Genomic DNA, 17,864 nt, shown 5'->3' with positions numbered 1-17,864 from the left:
CCTGGCCGGCGTTCGAGGCGGCGACTGATGGAATGTTTCAAATATGTTTTTGACGCTGATTTGCGTCAATTTTACGTCTATAATTTCTGGCTATTAAGTTTATGCCAAACTATTGACCTTCTGGCTGCCATCCTAAACAATCGCCAAGGTAATGTCACATTGATATTTGGCCAGCAAAGCCCTTTCTTTCGTATTAATCGCACTGCCTATTCGGAAGCTTCCTACATACAGGATCAGGGTTTGCCATTTTCCAGGGCAGGCACGGCTTCGGCTGTGATTTGGGACAACAGCTCTCTCGGGAACCAGTAAAAATGCGTGCGTCACTGTTCACCGCTCTTCCTTTCGCTTTCGCCGCCTCTTTCGTTCAAGCACAAACCTTGCCCGAAGCCATGCAGAAGGCCCTCGAGGTCCATCCGGAAATCCAGGCCGGCGTGAACGCCCGCACGGCTGCGGACTATCAGCTGCGCGCTGCCCAGGGCGGCTATTTGCCGCGGGTCGACGTGACCGCCGGCTACGGTCGCGAGGGCACCGACAGCCCAAGCACCCGCAACCGCTGGGAGACCCTGAACCGTGGCGAGTCGGCCATCCGCCTGCGGCAGATGGTCTTCGACGGCTTCGCCACCTCCAGCGAGGTCGGCCGTCAACAGGCCACCGTCAATGCTCGCGCCTACTCCTTGCTGGGGACCTCCGAGCGCACCGCGCTGACCGTCGCCCAGGTCTACCTGGACGTGCTGTCGCGCCGCGAGATGGTGCGCCTGGCCGAAGACAATTTGCGCAACCACGAGCGCATCCTCGACCAGATCAAGCTGCGCACCAGCCGCGGCGTAGGCCGCCTGGCCGACCTCGACCAGGCCGAGGCGCGCCTGGCCCAGGCCCGCAACAACCTGATCACCGAGCAGACCAACCTGGCCGATGCCAACACCAACTACCTGAGCGTCGTCGGACAAATGCCCGACGAGTTAAGCACGCCCGCGCCATTTGTCGACCTGCTGCCGGCCACCCTCGACGAGGCCCGCCACCAGTTGGTCGAGCAAAGTCCGATCCTGCGCTCGGCCGAGTCGGACATCGCCGCCGCCGAGAAGCAATACGAAGCGGCAAAGTCTACGTTCTATCCACGATTCGATGCCGAACTCGGACGAACGGCCGACAACAACCTAGACGGCGCCGTCGGCCACAACAACGAATGGCAGGCCATGCTGCGCATGAACTTCAATTTGTACGCCGGTGGCAGCAACAAGGCCGACCTGGAATCGAAGTCGTACCTGGCCAACCAGGCACTGGACATTCGCAACAACGCCTTGCGCCAGCTCAATGAGGAGTTAGGCTTGGCATGGAATGCTCTGGAGAACGCCAACGCCCAGGTGCCGATCGCCCAGCAGTACGTCGATCACAGCAACCGTGTGCGCAGCGCTTACCAGCAGCAGTTCGGCCTGGGCGAGCGAACCCTGCTCGACCTGCTCGACAGCGAGAATGAAACCTTCACCGCCCAGCGCCGTCTGGTAGAGGTGAAGAACACGCAAATGTTTACTCAGTATCGAATCAAGGCGACCATTGGTCAGCTGCTCAAGAGCCAGGGTGTCGTAGCACCGATGGCGTCCGTTGTGCAGAACGACCTGAAACCCAAGGTGAACCTGCCAGGCATGAACTGAAAGGCGCCTTGAACCTACCCCGCAAGGATGAAGAGAGCGCCGCGTGGAATCCGAAGTCAGTCGAGTCCAACTCAGCCACGATCCACGCAGTCAGCATGACGACCCGCTGCTGGACAGCCTGCTGACCCTGTGTGTCCTGCACCAGAAGCCCGCCAGCCGGGCCATGCTGACCACCGGGCTGCCCTTGCCCTCGCAGCGCCTGACCCCCGAGCTGTTGCCCCGTGCAGCCGCCCGTGCCGGGCTGCAGGGGCGCCTGCTGCAGCGCAAGCTCGAGCAGATCCCCAGCATCGCCATGCCGGCGATGCTGCTGCTCAAGGAAGGCCGTTGCGCCGTCCTGCTCGGCTGGGAGAACGAAGACACCGCGCGCCTGCTGCTCAGCGAGAGCGACGGTGGCGAGGTGCATGTCACCCGTGAGGCGCTGCAGGGCGACTACAGCGGCAAGGTGTTCTTCGCCCAGCCGCAGCACAAGTTCGACGTCAACCACGGCAACCTGATCCCGCGCGCGCGCTCGTGGTTCCGCGACACCCTGCTGCGTAGCAAGTGGCTGTACATCGATGCCATCGCCGCCAGTCTGGTGATCAACCTGATTGCCCTGGCCGCGCCGTTGTTCGTGATGAACGTGTACGACCGCGTGGTGCCCAACCAGGCCACCTCGACCTTGTGGGTGCTGGCCATCGGCATTGCCGGTGCCTATGTCTTCGACCTGATTCTCAAGGGCTTGCGCAGCCTGTGCCTGGACCTGGCCGGCAAGAAGACCGACCTGATCATCTCGGCGACGCTGTTCGAGCGCATCGTCGGGATGTCGATGAAGTACCGCCCGGCACGGGTCGGCAGCTTCGCCCAGAACATCCACGAGTTCCAGGGCCTGCGCGACTTCCTCGCCTCGCTGACCCTGACCAGTCTGATCGACCTGCCGTTCACCTTCCTGATCCTCATGGTCATCGCCATCATTGGTGGGCACTTGGTGTGGATTCCGATCCTGGCCTTCCCGTTGGCGCTGGGCATCGGCTATGCCCTGCAGAAGCCGTTGATGGCAACCATGGAGCGCACCATGGCCCTGGCCTCCGAGCGCCAGTCGAGCCTGATCGAGACCCTCGCCGGGCTGGATGCGGTCAAGGTCAACAACGCCGAGAGCGAGCGCCAGTACATGTGGGAGCAGACCCTCGGCACCCTGAGCCGCCTGGAGCTGCGGGTGAAGGTACTGTCGGGCCTGGCCATGAACATCACCGCGCTGATCCAGCAACTGGCCGGCGTGGCGATGATCTGCGTGGGCGTGTACCTGATCATCGACGGCAACCTCAGCATGGGCGGCCTGGTGGCCTGCTACATGCTCAGCGGTCGCGCCCTTGGCCCGCTGGGCTCGCTGAACGGCCTGCTGGCCCGCTACCAGCAGGCCAAGGTGACCATGGTCGCCACCGACCAGATGATGGAACTGCCCCAGGAGCGCAACTTCGAAGAGCGCCCACTGAGCCGCCAGGTGCTGCAGGGCGCCATCGAGTTCCGTGGGGTCGAGTTCACCTACCCGAACCAGCAGAACCAGGCGCTCAAGGGCATCAACCTGAACATCCGCCCGGGCGAGAAGATCGGCATCATCGGCCGCAGCGGGTCGGGCAAGAGTTCCCTGGCCAAGCTGATCGTGGGCCTGTACGAACCGGACAACGGCTCGCTGCTGGTCGATGGTGTGGACATCCGCCAGATCGACGTCAGCGAACTGCGCCACAACATCGGCTACGTGCCCCAGGACATCCAGCTGCTGGCCGGCACCCTGCGCGACAACCTGGTCAGCGGTGCCCGCTACATCGAGGACGAACTGATTCTCCAGGCTGCGGAACTGGCCGGCGTGCATGAGTTTGCCCGGCTGCACCCCGACGGCTACGAGCTGCAGGTCGGAGAGCGTGGCCAGAACCTCTCCGGCGGTCAGCGGCAGAATGTCGCCCTGGGCCGCGCGCTGCTACTCAACCCGCAGATCCTGCTGCTCGACGAGCCCACCAGCGCCATGGACAACACCGGCGAGGAGCGTCTCAAGCAGCGCCTGGCCGCGGTGATCGAGAACAAGACCGTGCTGCTGGTCACCCACCGGGCGTCGTTGCTGTCGCTGGTGGACCGGTTGATCGTCATCGATCGTGGACAGATTGTCGCGGATGGCCCGAAAGCCGCCGTCATGGATGCGCTGAAGAAGGGGCAGATCAGTGTTGCATAAGCTGGATATCGGGCGTTTCAAGGACAACCTGCGCCGCTACTTCAAAGGCTCCGAGTCGCTGGCCGGCCAGCCGCTGCCCGAGGTCAACAAGGCGTTGATCGAGGACGCGCCACGGGTGGTGCGCCTGACCATCTGGGGCGTAATCGCGTTCTTCCTGTTCCTGATCATCTGGGCCAGTGTCGCGCCCATCGACGAGGTGACGCGCGGGGAGGGCAAGGCCATCCCGTCGTCCAAGGTGCAGAAAATCCAGAACCTAGAGGGCGGCATCGTCGCCGAAATCTTCGCCAAGGAAGGGGAGATCGTCGAGGTCGGCCAGCCGCTGCTGCGCCTGGACGAAACCCGCTTCGCCTCCAACGTCGACGAGACCGAGGCTTCTCGCCTGGCCATGGCCTTGCGCGTGCAGCGCCTTACGGCCGAGGTCGAGGACAAGCCGCTGCAGATCGACGAAGAGCTGCGCAAGGCCGCGCCGAGCCAGGCCGCCAACGAACAGTCGCTGTACCAGAGCCGTCGCCAGCAGCTGCAGGACGAGCTTGGCGGCCTGCAGCAGCAGTTGGTGCAGAAGCAGCAGGAGCTGCGCGAGTTCAACTCCAAGCGCGCCCAGTACGCCAACAGCCTGCAGTTGCTGCGCCAGGAAATCGCGATGTCCGAGCCGCTGGTGGCCCAGGGCGCGATCTCCCAGGTCGAGGTGCTGCGCCTGCGTCGCGCCGAGGTCGAGAACCGTGGCCAGATGGACTCCACCGCCCTGGCCATCCCCCGTGCCGAAGCGGCGATCAAGGAAGTCGAGAGCAAGATCGAGGAGACCCGCGGCAAGTTCCGCAGCGAGGCGCTGACCCAGCTCAACGAGGCCCGCACCGAGTTGAACAAGGCCACCGCCACCAGCAAGGCGCTGGACGACCGCGTGCACCGCACCATGGTCACCTCGCCGGTGCGCGGCATCGTCAAGCAACTGCTGGTCAACACCATCGGCGGGGTGATCCAGCCGGGCAGCGACATCATCGAGATCGTGCCGCTGGACGACACCCTGGTGGTCGAGGCGAAGATCCTGCCCAAGGACATCGCCTTCCTGCACCCGGGCCAGGAAGCCACGGTCAAGTTCACCGCCTACGACTACACCATCTACGGCGGCATGAAAGCCAAGCTCGAGCAGATCGGTGCCGACACCATCACCGACGAAGACAAGAAGACCACCTACTACCTGATCAAGCTGCGTACCGACAAGAGCCACCTGGGCACGGACGAGAAGCCGCTGCTGATCATCCCGGGGATGGTGGCGACAGTGGATATCATGACCGGCAAGAAGACCATCATGAGCTATCTGCTCAAGCCGATCATCAAGGCCCGTTCGGAAGCCTTGCGCGAGCGCTGATTGCTCGACGGGGCGGAAATCCTGTGGGAGCGGGCTTGCCCCGCGATGGCGTTTGCCCAGGCAACGAGGTTGTTGCTACCGACGTCATCGCGGGACAAGCCCGCTCCCACGCCCTCGCTTCGTAGGCTGGTGCAGGGCGGAGCATATTCATATGAATATGCAATAATGGTATTTAAATTACTGTTCTTATGACTTTATAGTCACTCCACTGCGTACCCGCCGACCAATCGGCGCGCCGCACGACTCGAACCCACACGGGCAATCCCCGTGCGTTTCCGATCGTTGCGCGCCCTGAAGTCGCGCACTGCGTGGGAGTGAACAATGCCAGCCGCCTCGAACGCCTTGTCGACCATCGACAGCGCCCTGCCGCAAACCTTCGACATCCGTCCGTTCCCCGGCGCCGTTGGTGCAGAGATCATCGGCCTCGACCTGGCCCGTGCGGTCAATGCCGAGGATTTCACCCGTATTCACCGCGCCCACCTGGACCATCACATCCTGGTGTTTCGCGACCAGCGCATCACCCCCGAACAGCAGATCGCCTTCAGCCGCCGTTTCGGCGAGCTGCAGATCCATGTGCTCAAGCAGTTCCTGCTCGCCGGCCATCCCGAGATCCTGATCGTTTCCAATATCGTCGAGGACGGCCGCAACGTCGGCCTGGGCGATGCCGGCAAGTTCTGGCATTCGGACCTGTCGTACAAGGAGCTGCCGAGCCTGGGCTCGATGCTGCACGCCCAGGAGCTGCCCAGCGAAGGCGGTGACACCTTGTTCGCCGACATGCACAAGGCCTGGGACGCGCTGCCCGAGGCCCTGCGTCGGGTCGTCGAGGGCCGCAGCGCGGCCCACTCCTACACCGCCCGTTACGCCGAGACCAAGTTTGAAGGCAACTGGCGCCCGACGCTGACCGCCGAGCAACTGGCCCAGGTCCAAGAGGTTATCCATCCGGTGGTACGTACCCACCCGGAAAACGGCCGCAAGGCGCTGTTCGTCAGCGAAGGCTTCACCACCCGCATCGTCGGCCTGCCGGATGACGAAAGCCGCGACGTGCTGCAGCAGCTGTACGCCCTGAGCGTGCTGGAGCAGAACATCTATCGCCACCAATGGCAGCCCCACGACCTGGTGTTCTGGGACAACCGCTCGTTGATCCACCTGGCCACCGGATGCCCCGGGCACCTGCGCCGCAAGCTGTACCGCACCACCATCCAGGGCGATGCCCCGTTCTGACGACTGAGGAAACACACCATGCGCAAATCCATCAGCCGCCTGGCGGCAAGTATCGGCCTGGGCGTCAGCTTGGGTCTAGGCAGCCTGGCGATGCCGACCGTGGCCCACGCCGAAGGGCAGATTCGCATCGCCGAGCAGTTCGGCATCGTCTATCTGCTGCTCAATGTGGTACGTGACCAGCAACTGATCGAGAAGCACGGCAAGGAGCAGGGCCTCGACATCAAGGTCGACTGGGCCCAGCTGTCCGGTGGTGCGGCGATCAACGACGCCTTGCTGTCCGGCTCGGTGGACATCGCCGGCGCCGGTGTCGGGCCGCTGCTCACCGTGTGGGATAGAACCCGCGGCCGGCAGAACGTCAAGGCCGTGGCCTCGCTGGGCAACTTCCCGTACTACCTGGTCAGCAGCAACCCCAATGTGAAGACCATCGCCGATATCTCCGACAAGGACCGTATCGCCGTTCCGGCGGTGGGGGTTTCGGTGCAGTCGCGATTCCTGCAGTACGCCGCCGCCCGGCAGTGGGGCGACAAGGAGTACAACCGCCTCGACAAGTACACCCTGGCCGTGCCGCACCCGGACGCCACCGCGGCCTTGCTCGCCGGCGGCACCGAGCTCAACGGGCACTTCTCCAACCCGCCGTTCCAGGACCAGGTGCTGGCCAACAAGAACGTGCACGTGGTGCTCGACAGCTACGACCTGCTCGGCCCCAACTCACCGACCCTGCTGTTCGCCACCGAGAAATTCCGCAAGGACAACCCCAAGACCTACAAGGCCTTCGTCGACGCCCTGGCCGAGGCCGCCGACTATGCCCAGAAGGACAAGGCTGGCGCCGCCGACACCTACATCCGCGTGACCAAGGCCAAGATCGACCGCGAGGCGCTGATCAAGCTGATCGACAACCCGCAGTACGAATTCACTGTCACGCCGAAGAACACCTACAAGTTGGCCGAGTTCCTCTACCGGGTCGGCGCGATCAAGAACAAGCCTGAATCGTGGAAGGACTACTTCTTCCAGGATGAACGCCCGTTGCAGGGGAGCTGAGCGCCGATGACCGCCCCATTGCCAGGCCACACGGCCAGCAACCTGAGCCGTGTCGCCACCCCACCGCTGCTGGCGGTGGACAACCTGAGCCTTGAATACCGCACCGCCCAGCGCGTGGTGCGGGCCACCCACCAGGTCAGTTTCGAGGTCGACCGCGCCGACCGTTTCGTCTTGCTTGGCCCGTCCGGCTGCGGCAAGTCCACCTTGCTCAAGGCCGTGGCCGGCTTCATCGAGCCCCAGGAAGGGCAGATCCTGCTCCAGGGCCAGCCGGTGCGCGGCCCGGGGCCGGACCGCATCGTGGTGTTCCAGGAGTTCGACCAGTTGCCGCCGTGGAAGACGGTGAAGCAGAACGTGATGTTCTCGCTGCTGGTGTCCGGCCAGCTCAAGCGCGCCGAGGCCGAGGAGCGGGCGCTGCATTACCTGGAGAAAGTCGGCCTGGCCGCCTTCGCCGATGCCTACCCGCACACCCTGTCCGGTGGCATGAAGGCCCGCGTGGCCATCGCCCGGGCTCTGGCCACACAGCCCAAGATCCTGCTGATGGACGAGCCGTTCGCCGCCCTCGACGCCCTGACCCGGCGCAAGATGCAGGAAGAGCTGCTGCTGCTGTGGGAGGAGGTGCGCTTCACCCTGCTGTTCGTCACCCACTCCATCGAAGAGGCGCTGGTGGTGGGCAATCGCATCCTGCTGCTGTCGCCGCATCCCGGGCGGGTGCGGGCCGAGGTGCACAGCCACCAGTATGACCTCGGTAGCCTCGGCGGCAGCGATTTCCAGGCCAGTGCCCGACGTATCCACCGGCTGTTGTTCGACGAGGCCGATGCCTCGACGTCAGCGGACGATCTGGGCTTCAACGATATCCGTATCGCCTACTGACAGGAGCCAGGGCATGACAACGACACCTGTACGCCAGGAATACGAAGTGCAGCTGCAACCCCTGCCGGGTGTGCCGCTGGAGCGCAAGCTGCCGCTGGTGCAACGCTTGTGGCAACAGGGCTGGCTGCGCAAGGCCGTGATCCTGGTACTGCTTGCGGTGGTCTGGGAGGCCGTTGCCCGCTATACCGGCAACGACCTGCTGCTGCCGAGCTTCCTGCAGACCGCCAGCGCATTGTGGGACGGGCTGCTCAGCGGCGAGCTGCCGGCCAAGGTCGGCGTATCGCTGGTGGTGCTGCTCAAAGGCTATGTGCTGGGCATCGTCCTGGCCTTCGGCCTGACCAGCCTCGCCGTCTCGACGCAAGTGGGGCGCGACCTGCTGGGCACGCTGACCTCGATGTTCAACCCGCTGCCGGCCATCGCCCTGCTGCCGCTGGCCTTGCTCTGGTTCGGCCTGGGCGACAACAGCCTGATCTTCGTGCTGGTGCACTCGGTGCTGTGGGCGCTGGCGCTGAACACCTACGCGGGCTTCCTGGGCGTGTCCGAGACCCTGCGCATGGCCGGGCGCAACTACGGGCTACGCGGCCTGCGCCTGGTGCTGCATATCCTGGTGCCGGCGGCGCTGCCGTCGATCCTGTCGGGGCTGAAGATCGGCTGGGCCTTCGCCTGGCGCACGCTGATCGCCGCCGAACTGGTGTTCGGCGCCAGCAGCGGCAAGGGTGGGCTGGGTTGGTACATCTTCCAGAACCGCAACGAGCTTTATACCGACAAGGTGTTCGCCGGATTGGCGGTGGTGATTCTTATCGGCCTGCTGGTGGAGGGGCTGGTGTTCAACACCCTGGAGCGGCTGACCGTGCGGCGGTGGGGGATGCAGCGCTAGATCTCGCGGAACTCAATTCCGATACCGCGCCGCAGCGCTGTCCAGCGTCCGCGCAATCTCCTCGCGCAGCGCCTGCGGCGCTTCCACCACCAGCCCATCCCCCTGGCTCAGCAACCACCAGCGCAGGGGCCAGCCGTCCGCCACCGTCGCCCGCAGCCGGTGCCCCTGTTCCAGGGCAGTCAGTTGCATGTCGGCGGTCAACGGCGCTTCGCGCAGTCGGCGGGCCAGCAGGTCGCTGATCCATGCCTGCAACTCGACCCCTTCCCCTTGCCCTGGCTGCAGCGTATCGCCGCGCAGGTACCCCTGCAGGTCGAAATTCCCACGCAGCTCGCCACCGGCATTGGCCGACCAGTGCCAGCCGAACGGGATGCTCTTGTCGTTGCGCTCCAGCGGGAAGATCAGCGACAGCTCGTTGAGGTCGCGCTCGACCGTGCGCTTGCTGACGGTGAAGCCCACGTCACGCAGGCGCCACACCAGTTCGGCACTGGTGATCCCGGGGGAGCGGCTGGGCAATTGACGGAGCAAGGCCCATTGGCGGCTGAGGGTGGCGCGGGTGGTGGCGAACGGCAAAAGGAAACGTCCTTGTCTAGGCTTGCCGGCATAGGATGGCGGCACGGGTAGGGCATGGCAATTGGCCACAGCGTGCTCAGATCAAGGAAGATGCAATTGGTTGCCTGGGATCAATTCGTTCGCGACAGGTTTTGTCGTGGCATCGCGCAGAATCACGCCTCACCACAGTGGAGGTTGGAGCTGTGGGTCGTTCAATGAGGATGAACATGTCTGCCGCCAGCAATATCCATTCGCTGCTCGCCCGGCTTCTCCCCGAGCGGATCGTCCCGGCCCCGGCACGCCCCGGACAGCGCCACAGGCTGTTCGCCGGGGTCGGCATGCCCAGCCAGCAGGCCTTGAGCGGCGAGCGCTTCGGCCTGGCCGATCGGCTGGACGAGGCGGTCGACCTGCAGGCGGTCTACCACGACCTGTGCCGCCAGGCTTTGCTGGGCAATGTCGCGGCGCTCAATGACCTGGGCTGGATCTGGCTCAACGGCAAGTACTGGCGCGGCGACACCGTGCTGGCCGGCCACCTGCTGCGCATGGCCGCGCTGCAGGGCAATGCCGCGGCGTGGTTCAACCTTGGCCAGCAGCATTACTTCGGCAAGGGTGTCGATGTCTCCTACGCCAACGCGGCCGAATACTACCGGCATGCCTTCGAGCGGGGCATGGTGCATGCCGCTGCGGCGCTGGGAGATTTGTACGAAGAAGAGGTGTGCGACGGCGACCAGGTGTGGCAGGTCGACCCGCTCGAGGCGTACCAGTGGTTCCTGCGCGGCGCCCAGCGCGGCGAGACGCGCTGCCGCTTCGAGGTGGGCTACCGCTTGTTGCATGGGGTGTATGTCGAGGCGGACACCAAGGCCGGGCTGTATTGGCTGGAGCTGGCGGCGTCGACTGGCGTGATGCAGGCGGCCGAGGAGTTGGCGGTGCATTTCAGCAGCCGCGATGCGGCGCGCTACCTCGGCTGGCGCGACCAGGCCATCCAGATGGGCAGCACCCTGGCGCTGACCATGAAGCTGGAAGACCAGATCCAGCCGTGAGGCAATGTTCAGCGCGATCCCTGTAGGAGATTGCCCAGCCCTTTCGCGACACAAGGCCGCTCCAGGGATCGTGTTATCCGGCCAGATCGCGGGTAGATGAACAACCTTTCATCGTTTCCCTCCGTCACCCCCGGTTGACGACAGGGGTAGGGCAGGGCGTATATTGATAGTTAGCAAACTATGAATATCCTCGGTTCCCATATGTCCCTCGACGCACTGCACCTGAAAATCAGCAGCGGCATGGTCGTCGCTGCCCGTCATTGGCGGCGCCTTTGCCAGGGCGCCCTGACCGGCTACGGCATTTCCGAAGCCTGCGCCGTGCCGCTGCTGATGATCGTGCGCCTGGGCGACGGTGTGCACCAGGTGGCGGTGGCGCAGGCCGCCGGGCTGGAAAGCCCGTCGCTGGTGCGCCTGCTCGACCAGTTGTGCAAGGCCGGGCTGGTTTGCCGCAGCGAGGACCCGCTGGACCGCCGCGCCAAGGCCCTGAGCCTGACCGTCGAGGGGCGCGCCCTGGCGGAGTCCATCGAAGGTGAACTGGTGCGCCTGCGCCGTGAGGTGCTCGGCGGTATCGACCAGGCCGACCTGGACGCCACCTTGCGGGTGATCCAGGCGTTCGAAGCCGCGGGCGTGATGCCATGAGCGGCTTCTTCAGCTCGGTGCCCCCGGCCCGCGACTGGTTCTACGGCGTGCGCACCTTCGCCGCGTCGATGATCGCCCTGTACATCGCCTTGCTCATGCAGTTGCCGCGTCCCTACTGGGCCATGGCCACGGTGTACATCGTCTCCAGCCCGTTCCTCGGCCCGACCACCTCCAAGGCGCTTTACCGGGCCCTGGGTACGTTGCTGGGCGCAGGCGGCGCGATCCTCCTGGTGCCGCCGCTGGTGCAGTCGCCGCTGCTGCTGAGCATTGCCATCGCCCTGTGGACCGGCACCTTGCTGTTCCTTTCGTTGAACCTGCGCACGGCCAACAACTACGTGCTGATGCTGGCCGGCTATACCCTGCCGATGATCGCCCTGGCGGTGGTCGACAACCCGCTGGCAGTGTTCGACGTTGCCTCGTCGCGCGCCCAGGAGATCTGCCTGGGCATCGTCTGCGCGGCGGTGGTCGGCGCGATTTTCTGGCCGCGCCGGCTGGCGCCGGTGGTGGTGGGCGCGACCGGCAACTGGTTCGCCGAGGCGATCCGCTACAGCGATACCTACCTGGCCCGCGAGGCCAGCGCCGACAAGGTCGGCGGCATGCGTGGCGCGATGGTTGCCACCTTCAACTCGCTGGAATTGATGATCGGCCAGCTCGGCCACGAAGGCGCCGGCCCGCATACCCTGAAAAATGCCCGTGAGCTGCGTGGCCGGATGATCCACCTGTTGCCGGTGATCGATGCCCTGGACGACGCCCTGATCGCCCTCGAGGGCCGCGCCCCGGCCCAGTTCGCCCAGTTGAAACCGGTACTCGATGCTGCTCGTGAATGGCTCAAGGGCACTGCCGACAGCGCCTCGGTGGCGCGCTGGACCGCCCTTCACGAGCGGATCGACCGCCTGCAGCCCGGCGCCGCCGCCATCGACCAGCGCGCCGAACTGCTGTTGTCCAACGCGCTCTACCGGCTGACCGAATGGGCCGATCTCTGGCAGGACTGCTGCAGCTTGCAGCACGCCCTGCGCAAGGACGACGCCACGCCCTGGCGCGCGGTCTACCGTCACTGGCGCCTGGGCCGTCTGACGCCGTTCTTCGACCGTGGCCTGATGCTCTATTCGGTGTTCTCCACCGTCACCGCCATCATCGTCGCCTGCGGCCTGTGGATCGGTCTGGGCTGGAACGACGGCGCCAGCGCGGTGATCCTCGCCGCCGTGTCGTGCAGTTTCTTTGCCGCCATGGACGACCCGGCGCCGCAGATCTACCGGTTCTTCTTCTGGACCTTGATGTCGGTGATCTTCTCCAGCCTGTACCTGTTCCTGGTACTGCCCAACCTGCATGACTTTCCGATGCTGGTGCTGGCCTTCGCGGTGCCGTTCATCTGCGTCGGCACCCTGACCGTGCAGCCGCGTTTCTACCTCGGTACCCTGCTGACCATCGTCAACACCTCGACCTTCATCAGTATCCAGGGCGCCTACGACGCCGACTTCTTCACCTTCATCAACGCCAACCTGGCCGGTCCCGTGGGCCTGCTGTTCGCCTTCATCTGGACCCTGGTGGTGCGCCCGTTCGGCGTGGAGCTGGCGGCCAAGCGCATGACCCGCTTCACCTGGCGCGACATCGTCGAGATGACCGCGCCGGCCACCCTGGCCGAGCACCGCCAGGTCGGCGTGCAGATGCTCGACCGCCTGATGCAGCACCTGCCGCGCCTGTCGCAGACCGGCCAGGACAGCGGCGTGGCCCTGCGCGACCTGCGCGTGGGCCTGAACCTGCTCGACCTGCTGGCCTACCTGCCGCGTGCCGGCGCCGAGGCCCGCGAGCGCCTGCGCACGGTGATCGAGGAGGTCGGCAGTCACTACGCCGCCTGCCTGCGTGCCGGCGAGCGCCTGCATGCCCCGGCGGCGCTGCTGCGCAACATGGAGCGTGCGCGCCTGGCGCTGAACCTGGACGAATTGTACGAACGCGGCGACGCCCGCACCCACCTGCTGCACGCCTTGAGCGGCCTGCGCCTGGCGCTGCTGCCGGGCGTGGAAGTGATGCTCGAGCCTGCCGAGCAAACGCAACTGCCCCCCGGACTCGACGGAGCGCCCCTGTGATCGGTGAACTGGATATCAGCGGGGTGTTCCTGCCCACGCTGCTGGTGATGATGTTTGGCACCTACGTGCTGTTCCTCGGGGTGCACGCGGTGCTGGTGCGCCTGCATTTCTACCGCCTGGTCTGGCACCGGGCGCTGTTCAACGTTGCCCTCTATGCCGTGCTGCTTGGCGCGGTGGACCACTTTTGCCGAAGCCTGATGCTGCCATGAAAAAACCTTTGCTGACCCTGGGCCGCGTGGTCCTGACCTTGCTGGTAGTGACCTTCGCCGCCGTGCTCGTGTGGCAGATGGTGGTGTACTACATGTTCGCCCCCTGGACCCGAGACGGGCATATCCGTGCCGACGTGATCCAGATCGCCCCGGATGTGTCCGGGCTGATCCAGAAGGTCGAGGTGCGTGACAACCAGACCATCAAGCGCGGTGACGTGCTGTTCACCATCGACCAGGACCGTTTCACCCTGGCCCTGCGCCAGGCCAAGGCGACCCTGGCCGAGCGCCAGGAGACCCTGGCCCAGGCCTCCCGCGAGGCGCAGCGCAACCGCAAGCTGGGCAACCTGGTGGCGGCCGAGCAGCTTGAAGAGAGCCAGTCCCGCGAAGCCCGCGCCCGCTCGGCGGTGAACGAGGCCCAGGTGCAGGTGGATGTGGCCCAGCTCAACCTCGACCGCTCGGTGGTGCGCAGCCCGGTGGACGGTTACCTCAACGACCGCGCCCCGCGCGCCCACGAGTTCGTCAGCGCCGGGCGTCCGGTGCTGTCGGTGGTCGACAGCACCTCGTACCACGTCGATGGTTACTTCGAAGAGACCAAGCTGGGCGGTATCCATATCGGCGACGCCGTGGAGATCCGCGTGATGGGCGACAACACCCGCCTGCGTGGCCGGGTGCAGAGCCTGGCCGCCGGCATCGAAGACCGCGACCGCAGCAGCGGTGCCAACCTGCTGCCCAACGTCAACCCGGCGTTCAGCTGGGTGCGCCTGGCCCAGCGGATTCCGGTGCGCATCGCCTTCGATGAAGTGCCGGAAGACTTTCGCATGATCGCCGGACGCACCGCCACGGTGTCGATCATCGAGGGCCAGCATCCATGAAACAGCTGATCCTGGCCGGGCTTTGCCTGTCCCTGGGGGCCTGCATGATGGTCGGGCCTGACTACGAGCTGCCCAAGGACGCCGCCGTGCAGCGCGACGACCTCAATGGCCCGCTGCGCCAGGACGCCGACAGCGTGGTCTCGGCGCCGGTGCCCGAGGACTGGTGGCAGCTGTACCAGGATCAACGGCTCAACGAGCTGGTGCGCCAAGCCCTGAGCGCCAACACCGAACTGCGCGTGGCCGCCGCCAACATCGCCAAGGCCCGCGCCCAGGTGGAGGTGGCCGAGTCCCAGGGGGGCTTCAACGGTGGAGTCAAGCTGGGCGCCCAGCGCCTGCAGGAGTCCGGCGAAGCGTTCCTGCTGCCGGAGAAAGTGCCGGTGGCCAATATCGGCGAAGCGATCATCAGCGCCAGCTACCAGTTCGACCTGTGGGGTACCTTCAAGCGCGGCACCGAGGCCGCCAAGGCCAACGCCGACGCGGTGCAGGCTGCCGCCGACACCGCGCGCATCACCCTGGTGGCCGATGTGGTCAAGGCCTATACCCAGGTGTGCTCGGCCAACGAGGAATACCACATCGCCCGCGAGTCGCTGGACCTGCAGCAGCAGAGCGTGCAACTGACCCAGCGCCTGCGCGACGCCGGGCGTGGCGACGAGACCCAGGTCACCCGTTCGCAGACTCAGTTCAAGTCCCTGCGCGCCGAATTGCCGCGCTTCAAGGCCGAGCGTGAGGCGGGCCTCTACACCCTTGCTGCGTTACTGGCCAAGCCGGTCGAGCAGTTGCCCGCCGGCACCGCCGATTGCGCCGAACTGCCCCACCTGTCGCAGCTGGTGCCGGTCGGTGACGGCGCGGCCCTGCTCAAGCGCCGCCCGGACGTGCGTCAGGCCGAGCGCCAGCTGGCGGCGGCCACCGCCAGCATCGGCGTGGCCACCGGCGCGCTGTACCCGGACATCAGCATCGGCGCCCAGGTGGGCACCATCGGCATCCTCGAGAACCTCGGCGAGCCGGCCACCAACCGTTGGGGCTTCGGTCCGCAGATCAGCTGGAACATCCCCACCAACGGCACCCGCGCGCGCATCCGCATGGCCGAAGCCTCGACCCAGGCGGCGCTGGCGCATTTCGACGGGGTGGTGCTGAATGCCATTCGCGAAACCCAGACGCGGCTGGCGCAGTACAGCGCGCTGCTGGATCGGCGCGACGCACTGGCCGAGGCGGAGCGCTCAGCCAAGGAGTCGGCGGACCAGACGCATCTGCGTTACCAGGTAGGGCGCGAGTCGTTCCTGGCGGACCTGCAGGCGACGCGGACCTACACCGATGTGCGGGCGCAACTGGCGGCGGCCAACAGTCAGGTGGCGATGGGGCAGATCGGCGTGTTCCTGGCCTTGGGTGGCGGGTGGAAAGAGAACGGTAGACCTTGATGGTGCACGAGTTAGCTCGTCTCGCGTCTAGCGGGCGCTGAGCGAGCAGCGGGGTTCGATACACGATCATCTATCAACTCTGTCAGTAGACCGGCCTGGCATCTACTTGCAAGCTGCAGCCATCATTCTTGTCAGGTGGCAGTCATGAGCGACCAACGCAGCAAGACCCGGCTCTTGGTCATTGATAGATCGGGCTCCATATCGTGTGTAGCGCCGGTCAATCAGGACCATACCTTTACCTATCTTCCGTATGGGTTTCGCCAAATCAGGGGAAGCCAGCCTGTCGTACTCGGTTTCAATGGCCAGTGCCAAGAGCCTGCTTTCGGTCATTATCTGCTCGGTAACGGCTATCGGGCATACAACTCGGTATTGATGCGCTTCAACAGTCCCGACAGTTGGAGCCCGTTCGGACAAGGCGGATTGAACGGCTATCTCTATGGCCACGCAGACCCTGTCAACCGTATTGACCCAAGCGGGCATACTCCGCTTGGGGTGGGTTGGTTGTTTACTTCGGTAGGTGGCACTGGCCGAAGAAAATCGACGATCAACGGGACGAGTCTTCCGGAGATAGTAGTGGATCCGGCTGAGTCCAAAATCGCATTCCCAGTTGGCTCACCGCTCGGCTCACCAGACTTTATTGGGCGTCACGGCTCAACTGACGCGAACGGTAAAAGCCTAAAGAATGGATTGGCGGCCAAGTATCAGGACTCCGCCAGTGGCCTCAGTTCTGGAAAAGGCTTCTACGTTGCTCCCACCAAAGGTACGGCTGTGGACTGTGCCGAAGCTGCGACAAGCTATGCATTAGATGATGATCCATCTAGCGGCGTAAAACCGGAGGTCTTCTCTGTCTTTGTCTACAACTTTGATGCAAAGGTGCCAGGTAAAGACTATCGATTTGGCACGATGGGGGAGGGTGGTTTGGTACCGAGGCAGCTCAATGAAATGGAGTTGCTGCTACGGGAAAGAATGTACGGCTCCGTGCGGATACGGCGTGGAGAACCAACCAAACGGCAAACGCTGCCCAGAGCGACGGAAGCGCCGTTCTGATTGAATAACGCCCGAAGGCTATGCTTCGGGCGCATTCATGCTTCAGTTGAGGATTCGTGCCGGCTCATCCGGCGGCAGGTTTTCCTGCTCACGCGGCTGCTTCGGTTGCCCGGGCACCGAACCGCCCAACTGCTCGGCCAACTGCTGCGCCACATCCTCGCCCAGCGCCTTCGACACATCCCGCACCACACGCGGACGGTTCAGCGTCACGCGGCGGTCCTGGCCCTTCACCAGCTTGGTGTCCTGCCCCTCACCCATGGCGGTGAACGCCGAGGTGATCTCGTAGGTGCGGGTGTTGATCAGGCTGAAGTCGGCGACCACCGTCAGGCCCAGTACCGCCGAATAGCTGTCGGTGTGGTCCAGCGAGTTGATGTCCTGCTGGAAGTCGATGTCCGACAGGGTACCGAACAGCACGTAGTCGGCGCCCTTGAACGCGCCGTTCTTGATGCGGCGGATCACGTCGTACACGTCTTCCTTCGAGTCGGCGGTGTAGGGGCGGCCCTGGACCAGCTGGAACATGCCGGTCTTGAGGATCTCACCTTTGATGTCGCCACCGAACTTGCGCAGCTCGGTCTGCTCGATGTAGCTGTTGAGGCTCTCGTACTCGCTGTAGCTCGACTGGCCGCTGGCGTGGTACATGCCGGCCTGGCCGCTGCTCTGGGCGTTGATGGTGTGGATGTATTCCTCCACCTGCGCCTGGTAGGCCAGGTCGGTCACCGCCACCTTGGGGGCCGCCTGCGCGCCGAAGGCGCAGGCCAGGCCAATGATTGCCATCCATGCACGCATCG

At 64.8% G+C, this 17,864-nt stretch carries 16 protein-coding genes; 14 read left to right on the top strand and 2 right to left on the bottom strand.

The annotated features are described in order from the left end of the window. Positions 1-311: 311 nt before the first annotated feature. The 7 genes from ACVWZ5_RS14810 to ACVWZ5_RS14780 all read left to right on the top strand — a co-directional run bounded on the left by ACVWZ5_RS14810 (position 312) and on the right by ACVWZ5_RS14780 (position 9,221). The gene (locus ACVWZ5_RS14810) at positions 312-1,649 is read left to right on the top strand and encodes a TolC family outer membrane protein (protein WP_062575574.1); all 1,338 of its coding nucleotides are present in this window, start codon (positions 312-314) and stop codon (positions 1,647-1,649) included. Positions 1,650-1,692: 43 nt separating this feature from the next. Then, positions 1,693-3,849, top strand: coding sequence for a type I secretion system permease/ATPase (locus tag ACVWZ5_RS14805; RefSeq protein WP_028689256.1), 2,157 nt, complete (start codon positions 1,693-1,695; stop codon positions 3,847-3,849). Further along, entirely contained in the window at positions 3,839-5,215 is a 1,377-nt protein-coding gene (locus ACVWZ5_RS14800; RefSeq protein WP_028689255.1) for an HlyD family type I secretion periplasmic adaptor subunit, read from the top strand. Before ACVWZ5_RS14805 ends, ACVWZ5_RS14800 begins: the two co-directional genes overlap by 11 nt. 321 nt (positions 5,216-5,536) lie before the next feature. Continuing rightward, the gene (locus ACVWZ5_RS14795; RefSeq protein ID WP_062575573.1) at positions 5,537-6,436 is read left to right on the top strand and encodes a TauD/TfdA dioxygenase family protein; all 900 of its coding nucleotides are present in this window, start codon (positions 5,537-5,539) and stop codon (positions 6,434-6,436) included. An 18-nt stretch (positions 6,437-6,454) separates the two neighbouring features. Beyond that, positions 6,455-7,474, top strand: a complete 1,020-nt coding sequence (locus ACVWZ5_RS14790; protein ID WP_062575572.1) for an ABC transporter substrate-binding protein — start codon at positions 6,455-6,457, stop codon at positions 7,472-7,474. 6 nt (positions 7,475-7,480) lie between these two features. Further along, a complete protein-coding gene (locus tag ACVWZ5_RS14785; RefSeq protein ID WP_301143288.1) occupies positions 7,481-8,344 on the top strand; it encodes an ABC transporter ATP-binding protein in 864 nt (287 codons plus the stop codon). A 13-nt stretch (positions 8,345-8,357) separates the two neighbouring features. Further along, on the top strand, positions 8,358-9,221 hold the full coding sequence (locus ACVWZ5_RS14780) for an ABC transporter permease (protein WP_260270621.1): 864 nt from the start codon (positions 8,358-8,360) through the stop codon (positions 9,219-9,221). A gap of 12 nt (positions 9,222-9,233) precedes the next feature. Here the strand turns inward: ACVWZ5_RS14780 and ACVWZ5_RS14775 are convergent, their stop codons facing one another. Continuing rightward, a complete protein-coding gene (locus ACVWZ5_RS14775; protein WP_028689250.1) occupies positions 9,234-9,791 on the bottom strand; it encodes a WYL domain-containing protein in 558 nt (185 codons plus the stop codon). A 206-nt stretch (positions 9,792-9,997) separates the two neighbouring features. Here ACVWZ5_RS14775 and ACVWZ5_RS14770 point away from each other — a divergent pair, with 206 nt between their 5' ends. From ACVWZ5_RS14770 to ACVWZ5_RS14740, 7 genes are all read left to right on the top strand, one after another. Then, positions 9,998-10,810 (top strand): tetratricopeptide repeat protein, encoded by an 813-nt coding sequence (locus tag ACVWZ5_RS14770; protein ID WP_062575568.1) that lies wholly within the window; start codon positions 9,998-10,000, stop codon positions 10,808-10,810. 201 nt (positions 10,811-11,011) lie between these two features. Next, on the top strand, positions 11,012-11,449 hold the full coding sequence (locus ACVWZ5_RS14765) for a MarR family winged helix-turn-helix transcriptional regulator (RefSeq protein ID WP_028689248.1): 438 nt from the start codon (positions 11,012-11,014) through the stop codon (positions 11,447-11,449). Then, positions 11,446-13,533, top strand: coding sequence for an FUSC family protein (locus ACVWZ5_RS14760; RefSeq protein ID WP_062362655.1), 2,088 nt, complete (start codon positions 11,446-11,448; stop codon positions 13,531-13,533). The genes ACVWZ5_RS14765 and ACVWZ5_RS14760 overlap by 4 nt, the downstream gene beginning before the upstream one ends. Next, positions 13,530-13,742 carry a DUF1656 domain-containing protein gene (locus tag ACVWZ5_RS14755; protein WP_062575567.1) on the top strand — a complete coding sequence of 71 codons (213 nt, stop codon included), beginning with the start codon at positions 13,530-13,532 and terminating at the stop codon, positions 13,740-13,742. The genes ACVWZ5_RS14760 and ACVWZ5_RS14755 overlap by 4 nt, the downstream gene beginning before the upstream one ends. After that, entirely contained in the window at positions 13,739-14,614 is an 876-nt protein-coding gene (locus ACVWZ5_RS14750; RefSeq protein WP_062575566.1) for an efflux RND transporter periplasmic adaptor subunit, read from the top strand. Before ACVWZ5_RS14755 ends, ACVWZ5_RS14750 begins: the two co-directional genes overlap by 4 nt. Then, complete coding sequence (locus tag ACVWZ5_RS14745) at positions 14,611-16,029, top strand: efflux transporter outer membrane subunit (RefSeq protein ID WP_062575565.1); 1,419 nt, start codon at positions 14,611-14,613, stop codon at positions 16,027-16,029. Before ACVWZ5_RS14750 ends, ACVWZ5_RS14745 begins: the two co-directional genes overlap by 4 nt. Positions 16,030-16,173: 144 nt before the next feature. Then, positions 16,174-17,076: an RHS repeat-associated core domain-containing protein gene (locus ACVWZ5_RS14740; protein WP_084942108.1), complete on the top strand. Its 903-nt coding sequence runs from the start codon at positions 16,174-16,176 to the stop codon at positions 17,074-17,076. 42 nt (positions 17,077-17,118) lie between these two features. Here ACVWZ5_RS14740 and ACVWZ5_RS14735 read toward each other — a convergent pair whose 3' ends face one another. Next, on the bottom strand, positions 17,119-17,862 hold the full coding sequence (locus ACVWZ5_RS14735) for a hypothetical protein (protein ID WP_062575564.1): 744 nt from the start codon (positions 17,860-17,862) through the stop codon (positions 17,119-17,121). Positions 17,863-17,864: the final 2 nt, after the last annotated feature.

This window comes from Pseudomonas sp. TE6283 (assembly GCF_054060555.1).
Note: the sequence above shows the minus strand (reverse complement) of the source record. Positions and strands in the feature narration are given on the sequence as shown.